We start from the raw sequence: 8,195 nt of genomic DNA, 5'->3' as shown, positions 1-8,195 counted from the left end.
CCGCCCTCGTGGCGCTCGTCGCCAACGGCTGGGTCGTGGCGCTCATCGTCGTCGGCGTCGTGGTGCTCGTGAACCAGCTGGAGGGCAACTTCCTGCAGCCGGTCCTCATGGGACGGTCGATGAAGCTTCACGCCTTCGTCGTGCTGATCGCGCTGACCGTCGGCACGGTGCTGGGCGGCATCCTCGGGGCCGTACTCGCGGTACCGATCACGGCCGTCGTATGGGGCGCCGTGCAGGTCTGGGACGGCGACAACAAGCCCGCCCGGTGGGCGCGCCCGAAGCCGAATGAGGCTGAGGCCGGCTCCCCGGAGCGCTGGGCCCGCTCGCGTCGCAAGCGCAAGGCGGTCGCCGAGGCTGCCAAGCACCCCGTCACCCAGCCGGTGTCGTAGGGCTCAGCCCTCTTCGGGCTGCCGCGCGCGGCTGGGTTGCACCCGCGGGGGCTCTCCCGGCATCTTGGGGAAGTCCGGCGGGAACGGGAGCTCACCGAGCCCGTCGGCGACGTCACGCTCCCACCACTGCAGCAGCGTGTCGATGCGCCCGGGAGCGGCCTGCAGATCCGCCCACGGGTCGCCGACGTCCGCGAGTCGCGCGGGGACCGTGCGCACGGTGAAGGCGGCGGGGTCGACCCCCGCCGCGAGCTCGTCCCATGTCACCGGCGTCGCCACCGGCGCACCGGGGAGCGCCCGCGGGCTGTAGGCGCCCGCCATCGTGCGATCGCGGTTGGCCTGGTTGAAGTCGAGGAAGATGCGCTCTCCGCGCTCCTCCTTCCACCAGTTCGTCGTGACCTTCTGCGGCATCCGCCGCTCGAGCTCGCGGCTGGCGGCGATGACGGCGTGGCGCACGTCGAGGAACTCGTGGGTGGGTTCGATCGGACAGAAGACGTGGATACCGCGGTTGCCGCTGGTCTTGAGAAACGCGGTCAGCCCCGCCTCGGCGAGCACGTCGCGCAGGGCCGGCGCCACCGCGGCGGCATCGGTGAAGTCGGTGCCCGGCTGCGGGTCGAGATCGATGCGCAGCTCGATGGGGTTGTCGGTGTCGGCCGCGAGCGATGCCCACGGATGGAAGACCACGGTGTTCATCTGCACGGCCCAGACGGCGGCGGCGATCTCGCGGAGGACGACCTGCGGATGCCGACGCCCGCTGTTGTAGGTGACCATGACCTCGTCGACGTACTCCGGCGCGCCCTTGGGCGGGTTCTTCGAGTAGAACCGCTCCCCGTCGATGCCCGCGGGGAAGCGCTCCAGCGACACCGGCCGGTCGCCGTTGGCGGTGAGGAACGGCTCGGCCACCGCGATCACGTACTCGGCCAGCTCGTGCTTGGTGATGCCGAGATCGGGCCACAGCACCCGGTTGGGGCTCGAGAGGCCGACCTCCCGGTCGCCGTCGGGACCGGGGACGGTGAGGGTGATGCGCTCCGATGCCATGCCCCGACCCTAGGGGCGCAGCCCACGCGGCGCACCGCCCGGTGCGGGGTGTCGCGGGGCGGCTCAGGCGGTGAGCGCGATGACCGGGGCGAGCGCCGACCGGTCGAGCATGATCCACGGACCGGCCGGGTCGACGACGACGCCGCTGAGGCCGGCGTCGGCGACGAGCGCCTTGGACAGCTGCTGCGGGGTGAGCGGCACCGCGCGGTCGTTGCGGCCGAGCACCGCGACCTCGAGCGGGTGCGAGAACACCTCGAGGTGACGGGAGCCGTTCGCGCCGCGCACCTCCGAGACGCCCATGCGCTTCTCCTCGCCGGGCACCGCGCCCGCGGCCACCCACACACGGGTGGTCGCGAGGGCTGCCCCCACAGCCGCGGGAGTCTCCTCGGTGCGCTCGCCGGCGAGCAGGTTCTTCAGCGTGAACTCGGGGTCGGCGTCTTGGAGGGTCTTCTCCACGAGGGCCTTGGGCAGGATGGCCCGACGACCCGGGGTCGCGTGGTCGAGGACGAACCCGGCGTACGGGCCGTCGACGACGTTGCGGAGGATCGCGCCGACGGGCTGTCCCATCGCGGAGGTCTCCTTGTCGCCGTCGGCCGCGACGCTGGCCTGCAGCGCGTCGCCACCGGTGAACGCCAGCAGGTACCGGTCGTCGCCGACCGCGGAGACCGCCATGGTGAGCTGCTTGCCCTCGGCCAGCTGCGCCCGGGCGTCGCCGCGCACGCGGACGAACAGATGGCCCTGCAGCAGCTGGCGCATGAGCATCATGATGTCGAGGGGTTCGGGCTGCTCCGGCAGCGCCAGAAGCGCCTGGCGCACGAGCACGTTGTCCGGGAGTCCCGGCACGCTCTCGGTGCGCGCCGGAGCCTCGGCCGGTCCCCGCTGCACCCGCTGAGCACCTTCGGGCACGGGCACCGACGCCGGCCGGGCCGCCGGGGCGGGCTTGCCGAAGGTCGACATCGAGATGTTCACCTGCGGCACCGCCTCGGCGTCGACGCCCGGCGCTTCCTGCTGGGGGGCCACGTCAGCCGTCTCGACCTCGTCGGGTGCAGTGGTCTTCTTGTCGCGCCGGGAGAACAGAGCCATCTGTCGAGCGTAGCCGGTGGGTGGGAAGGCGACGGGGACCCGGATCGTCCATGCTCGGGTCCCCGTCGCCTGTCAGACCAGCTCGCGCACCCACTCGCTCTCGCTGCCGATCCAGCGGTTGATCGACAGCGGCCTGGCCGCCGACTCACGATAGGCGCCCGCGAAGACAGGGGCGAAGGCGGCGTTGACGGCGTCGAGGCGGTCCTGCTCCTCCCGAATGCGGGGCATGACCGCCCGGAACGCCGCGATGACGGCATCCTCATCGATCTGGGTCAGCCGGCCGTTCTCCACCGTCACCACGCCGTCGACCATGACGCGCACGATCGACGACCCGTTCTCGCTGTAGACGAGGTGGTTCTCCAGCCGGTTCGTCGGCAGGAAGGCCAGTGTCTCGGTGTCGAACATCACGAGGTCGGCCTGCTTGCCCACCTCGATCGACCCCACCGAGCCATCCAGCACACCGCTGCGCGCGCCGCCGAGAGTGGCCGCGTGGAGCACCTCGGGCACCGTCGGCCACCGCTCGTAGTCGGGCTCGGTGACCTTGTGCAGGAGCGCCGCCGTCTTCATGACTTCCATGAGACGCGGCGTGTCACTCGATGAGCAGCCGTCGGTGCCGAGCCCGAGGTTCACCCCGGCGTCGTGGTAGCGCCGCCACGGCAGCACGCCCGAGCCGAGCTTGAGATTCGATATGGCGTTGTGCGACACCGACACCTCGGCGCGGGCGATGCGCTCGATGTCTTCGTCCGTGACCCAGATGCCGTGCGCGAACGTCGTGCGGCGACTCAGCGCTCCGATCTCGTCGAGGTGCTGCACGAGGGTGCGCCCGCCGTACAGCTCGTCGCCGGTCACGGCCTGCATCTTCGTCTCGAGCACGTGGATGTGCACCTCGGCGTCGAACTCGGCGGCGAGCGCGTTCGCGCCGACCAGCAGATCGTCCGTCACCCGCTGTGGACCCGAGGGCGCCAGCATGTAGCGGATGCGGCCGTCGCCCGCGCCGTGGTGCTCCGCGAACGCGGTACGCGAGTAGTCGAGGTACTCCTGCGCCGACAGAGTCGGCTGACGGCGCACCTCCTGCACGAGCTCGGCGGGGAGCCGGTCGGCGACGAAGGGCAGGGTGTCCACGAACGGCCGGTTGATGATGTGACCCGACACGTTGGCCCTGATGCCGATCGCCTCGTACGCGTCGGCGACGGCGGCGAGCTGGTCGAGGTCCTGCCCCGGGGTCTCGAGCACGTCGTCGATGAGGGTCGTGACGCCGTTCTTCATCGACTCCATCGCGAACATGAGGGTGCGCAGGGTGATGATGTCGGGGTCGAGCCGCGCGCCGCCGAGGATCGGGTAGGAGTACAGCATCCACAGCTCCAGGGGCAGGTTGTCGTAGCGCCCCTTGTACAGGTACTCCCACGAGTGGGTGTGCGCATTGACGAATCCCGGCGTCACGAGCATGCCGGCGCCGTCGATCACCTCGTCCCCGTCGCGGGGGATGATCTCGGTCGAGATCTCGGCGAACCTGCCGTCGACGATGCGCAGGTCGCGGCGGACGGGGGTGGCTCCGGTCGTGGCGTCCATCGTGATGACGTGGGCGCCGCGGATGACGGTGGTGCTCATGGTTCAGGCCTTCGTGACGGGGGCGGATGCCGCGGTGCGGCGGGCGATCAGGTGGCAGACAGGCGCGGCGATCATCGCGACGATGATGCCCTGCACAGCCGGGCTGCCGATGCCGGTGACGACACCGAAGACCGCGGCAGCCGTGCCGAGCAGGTAGGCGGCGATGCCGGGCCAGATGAACGGCGTGACCGCGTCGAGGTCGTGCCCCGGGTCGCGGCGCCGCCACACGAAGAGGAACGTCCCGATGATGACCCCGCCCAGCGGCGGGATGACCGTGCCGAGCATGACGAGGAAGCCGGTCATGGCATCCGCCGCTCCGCTCACGGCGAGGGCGATGCCGATGATGACCCCACCGATCACGAACGGGCGCTTGTCGTTCTTGCCGAACATCTCCGCTCCGGCGACGCCGAACGCGTAGGCGGCGTTGTCGTTGGTGGTCCAGAGGTTGAACGTGAGCATGAAGACGCCGACGACGGCGAGGCCCATCGTGAACAGCAGCACCGTGAAGTCCGCTTCCCCGAAGGCGAGGGCGCCGATGCCGCCGAAGATCAGCATCGCGCTCTCGATGATGATCACCGTGACGAGGGTGGCCACGAATGCGCCGCGCGCCGTGCGGGCGAAGCGCGTCCAGTTGCCGATCTGGGTGCCGCCCGAGATGAACGTGCCGATCATCATGGTGAGCGCGAGGCCCAGCGGGATGGAGCCGTCTCCGGTGGTGGCGAACATCCCGCCCCACCCGCCGACCTCATTCACCGACAGCGTGGTGACCCAGATGCACAGGGCGAACATCAGCGGCACCGACACCCACGACAGCACCTCGATGCCCTTGAACCCCCAGTAGGCGGTCGTGGCCATGAGGATGCCGCCGCCGATGGCGAGCGGCCACGACACCTCCCATCCGAGGGCGGAGGCGAGCAGGTCCGCGAAGATGCCGACGGTGATGCCGTACCAGCCGATCTGCGTGCCGCCGAGGACCAGTGACGCCCACTTGCCGCCGACCCGACCCAGGACGAGCCGGGACAGCAGCACGGTGGACAGGCCGGTGCGGGCGCTCGCCGCGCCGAGCGCGGCGACGTACAGGGCGAGGATGCCCGCAGCGAGAAGGGCGGCACCGAGGAAGCCGGTGAATCCGAATGCACCGGCGACCTGACCGCCGGTCACCATCGTGGGGGTGAAGAAGACGAAGCCCGCGACGACCACCACGACGGCGAACCACCCCTGGCGGGCGCCGCGCGGAACACGGGTGAGAGGGTAGTCGGCGTCGGTGGTCTCGACGGGGTGGCTGGGCTGTGCGGGTGGGGCGATGGTGACCATGAGGGTGCTCCTTTCCGAGTGGTCCCATCAGAGCCCCGGATTGTTTCGCGGCGATTGCACGGCCACGACAAGTGGTGGCGCCCACAGCGCCGGCTGCCGGGACGTGTACGAACCTCCACCCCGGGGAAACGCCGCGGTTACGGTGGGGAAACACAGCCGCCGTACCGTCGGAGCGTGGAGATTTCCAGCAGAGGCGACAGCGAGGGCGGCGGGGACGCGCAGGGCGAGCTGCGCGTGGCGCAGCTGCTGACGTGGGACGGCCCGCGGGTCGACCTCGTCGGCCGCGAGGTGGGCCTCGATCGAGTGGTGCGGTGGGCGCTGCCCACCGACCTGCTGGATCCGTCGCCGTACCTGCGCGGCGGTGAGGTAGTGCTGACGTCGGGCATCTCGATGCACGACGCCGCAAGCCAGGAGGCGTTCGCCCGTGCGGTCTGCGCAGCTCGTCCGGCGGCCGTCGGGTTCGCGCTCGGTGTCGTGTCGCACACGGTGCCCCCCGCGCTGACCCGGGCGGTGAACGCGTGCGACGTCGCCATGCTGTCGGTGCCGCCCGCGGTGGCCTTCGTCGAGATCACCCGCCGCATCGCGGCAGAGCAGCAGTCGCGGGCCACCCAGGAGCGGGCGCGCGCCGAGGTCGGGGCGCTGATGGACATGGTGCGCCGCGGCCATGCCAGCCCGATCGTGCTGCGCGAGCACATCGACGGCACCCTCGGAGAGGCGGCGTCGATGTGGGTGCTGGCCGCCCGCGGTCCCCTGCCCGACCCCGACGGCGCGGCCGTCCGGGGAACCACCGGCGGGCTGTCCATCTCGCTCATGGCCACCGGGCTGGGCGCCGGGCCCGACCGGGCGGGCTGGCACGGACCGATCGGCTGGAGCGGGCCGGTGAGCATCACCGGGCTCCCGGGGGCGCTGCGCGAGGCGACGGCGGCCGCCGCCCTCGCGTCACGCGTGGGCGAGCCCCGCGGTCCCCGCGACCTCGCCACCTGGGAAGGGCTCGTCGAGCGACTGACCCCTGATCAGCTCGCCCCTTTCCGCGATCACGTGCTGGCGCCGCTGCGCGCCTACGACGCACGCCACCGGACGCACCTGCTCGCGACGGTGGAGCGTATCTGCGACGGCGCGGCGACACTGCAGGCAGCGGCCGACGACCTGTTCGTCCACATCAACACGGTGCGCAAGCGCGTCGCCCGCATCGAGGCGCTCACCGGCATCAATCCGCTGGAGCCGCGAGGCCGCGCCGCGTTCCTCGTCGCGCTGGCCGCACACAGGGACTGACGCTCAGAGCTTGACGATCGGCGCGACCTTGATCAGCAGCTTCTTGGCCCCGGCGGTGTCGAAGCGCACGTGGGCGATGCGCTTGGCGCCCTCGCCGGTGACGGTGTCCACCCGACCCTCGCCGAAGTCGTCGTGGCGGATGCGGTCGCCGGCGGCGAGCTCGAGATCGCCGTTGTCGCGCACCTTCGCCGTCACACGGTTCGGGAACCGGCTGGGGTCGGTGACGCGGGCGGAGCGCCCGAGCGGCACCAGGTCGTCGCCGTAGCGCGACCCTCCGCCGAAGCCCCCGGACGAGCCGGAGCCGCCGCCGGGGCGCCGCGCGTTCAGCGCCCGCGACTGCGTGCCGCCGCGCGAGTTGACGTCGCCGGGCGACTGCCGCCAGTGCACGAGGTCGGCCGGGATCTCCTGCAGGAACCGGCTGGGCATGGCCGCCGAGACCTCGCCGAACTGCGCGCGGGTCATCGCCAGCGACAGGTAGAGGCGCTTGCGTGCGCGGGTGATGCCGACGTAGAAGAGGCGCCGCTCCTCCTGCGGTCCGCCCGGCTCCCCCGTCGAGATGCGGTGCGGGATGAGGTCCTCCTCGACGCCGGTGAGGAACACCGTGTCGAACTCCAGGCCCTTGGCGGTGTGCAGAGTCATCAGCGACACCGAGCCGGATCCGTCGTCGAGGTCATCGGCATCCGAGACGAGGGCGACATCGGTGAGGAAGTCCAGGATCGTGCCCTCGGGATTGTTGCGGGCGAATTCGCGCGCGACCGCGACGAACTCGTCGAGGTTCTCCACCCGCGCCTCGTCCTGCGGGTCCTTGCTCCGCCGCAGGGCGTCGAGGTAGCCGCTCTTGTTCAGCAGCAGCGTCAGCCCCTGGGCGATCGCCGACGGCGGCGGCAGCTCCCCGGAGGCGGGCAGCATGAGGTCGGATGCCTCGGCCAGCACGGCATCCAGCTGCGAGATCGCTGTCTGCAGCTTCGGCCCGACGCCCAGTGCGGAGGCGTTGGCGAGCGCGTCGCGGAAGGTGATCTGCTCTTCGGCGGCGTAGCGGGCGATGGCCGTCTCGGTGACATCGCCGATGCCGCGACGCGGACGGTTGAGGATGCGGCGCACCGCCATCTCGTCGGCGGGGTTCGCCACGGCGGTCAGATAAGCCAGCGCGTCCTTGATCTCGGCGCGTTCGTAGAACTTGGTGCCGCCCATGATCTTGTACGGCACGGCCGAGCGGATGAAGATCTCCTCGAGCGCACGGGACTGCGAGTTGGTGCGGTAGAACACCGCCATGTCGGAGTACCCGACCCCGGCCTTGCGCAACCGGTCGATCTCGTCGGCGACGAACTGCGCCTCGTCGTGCTGCGAATAGCCGGTGAAGCCGACGATCTTCTCCCCCGCCCCGACGTCGGTCCACAGCTTCTTGTCCTTGCGGTCGAAGTTGTTGCCGATGACGGCGTTCGCCGCCGACAGGATGTTCTGCGTCGAACGGTAGTTCTGCTCCAGCAGCACCAC

The 8,195-nt window shown here is 71.0% G+C and carries 7 protein-coding genes; 2 read left to right on the top strand and 5 right to left on the bottom strand.

Annotation, left to right across the window (positions count from 1 at the left end; translation table 11 throughout):
* A partial coding sequence (locus NQ160_RS14265) for an AI-2E family transporter (RefSeq protein ID WP_257515872.1) occupies positions 1–389 on the top strand: 389 nt, incomplete at its 5' end.
* 3 nt (positions 390–392) lie between these two features.
* Here NQ160_RS14265 and ligD read toward each other — a convergent pair.
* The 4 genes from ligD to codB all read right to left on the bottom strand — a co-directional run bounded on the left by ligD (position 393) and on the right by codB (position 5,429).
* Positions 393–1,424 carry a non-homologous end-joining DNA ligase gene (ligD, locus tag NQ160_RS14260; protein WP_257515871.1) on the bottom strand — a complete coding sequence of 344 codons (1,032 nt, stop codon included), beginning with the start codon at positions 1,422–1,424 and terminating at the stop codon, positions 393–395.
* Between the two features lie 63 nt (positions 1,425–1,487).
* Positions 1,488–2,507, bottom strand: coding sequence for an SseB family protein (locus NQ160_RS14255; protein WP_257515870.1), 1,020 nt, complete (start codon positions 2,505–2,507; stop codon positions 1,488–1,490).
* Between the two features lie 72 nt (positions 2,508–2,579).
* On the bottom strand, positions 2,580–4,115 hold the full coding sequence (locus tag NQ160_RS14250; RefSeq protein WP_257515869.1) for an amidohydrolase family protein: 1,536 nt from the start codon (positions 4,113–4,115) through the stop codon (positions 2,580–2,582).
* Positions 4,116–4,118: 3 nt separating this feature from the next.
* Complete coding sequence (gene codB, locus NQ160_RS14245) at positions 4,119–5,429, bottom strand: cytosine permease (protein WP_257515868.1); 1,311 nt, start codon at positions 5,427–5,429, stop codon at positions 4,119–4,121.
* Between the two features lie 174 nt (positions 5,430–5,603).
* On the opposite strand from codB, the gene NQ160_RS14240 reads away from it, so the two are divergent.
* The gene (locus NQ160_RS14240; RefSeq protein ID WP_257515867.1) at positions 5,604–6,701 is read left to right on the top strand and encodes a PucR family transcriptional regulator; all 1,098 of its coding nucleotides are present in this window, start codon (positions 5,604–5,606) and stop codon (positions 6,699–6,701) included.
* 3 nt (positions 6,702–6,704) lie between these two features.
* Here NQ160_RS14240 and NQ160_RS14235 read toward each other — a convergent pair.
* The coding region (locus NQ160_RS14235; RefSeq protein ID WP_257515866.1) for an ATP-dependent helicase at positions 6,705–8,195 on the bottom strand (1,491 nt) is incomplete at its 5' end.

The organism is Microbacterium sp. zg.Y909 (genome assembly GCF_024626565.1).
Note: the sequence above shows the minus strand (reverse complement) of the source record. Positions and strands in the feature narration are given on the sequence as shown.

Bases quoted from the DNA above. Each gene is read 5' to 3' on its own strand.
- ligD (WP_257515871.1), bottom strand. From the start codon at position 1,424: ATGGCATCGGAGCGCATCACCCTCACCGTCCCCGGTCCCGACGGCGAC.
- NQ160_RS14255 (WP_257515870.1), bottom strand. From the start codon at position 2,507: ATGGCTCTGTTCTCCCGGCGCGACAAGAAGACCACTGCACCCGACGAG.
- NQ160_RS14250 (WP_257515869.1), bottom strand. From the start codon at position 4,115: ATGAGCACCACCGTCATCCGCGGCGCCCACGTCATCACGATGGACGCC.
- codB (WP_257515868.1), bottom strand. From the start codon at position 5,429: ATGGTCACCATCGCCCCACCCGCACAGCCCAGCCACCCCGTCGAGACC.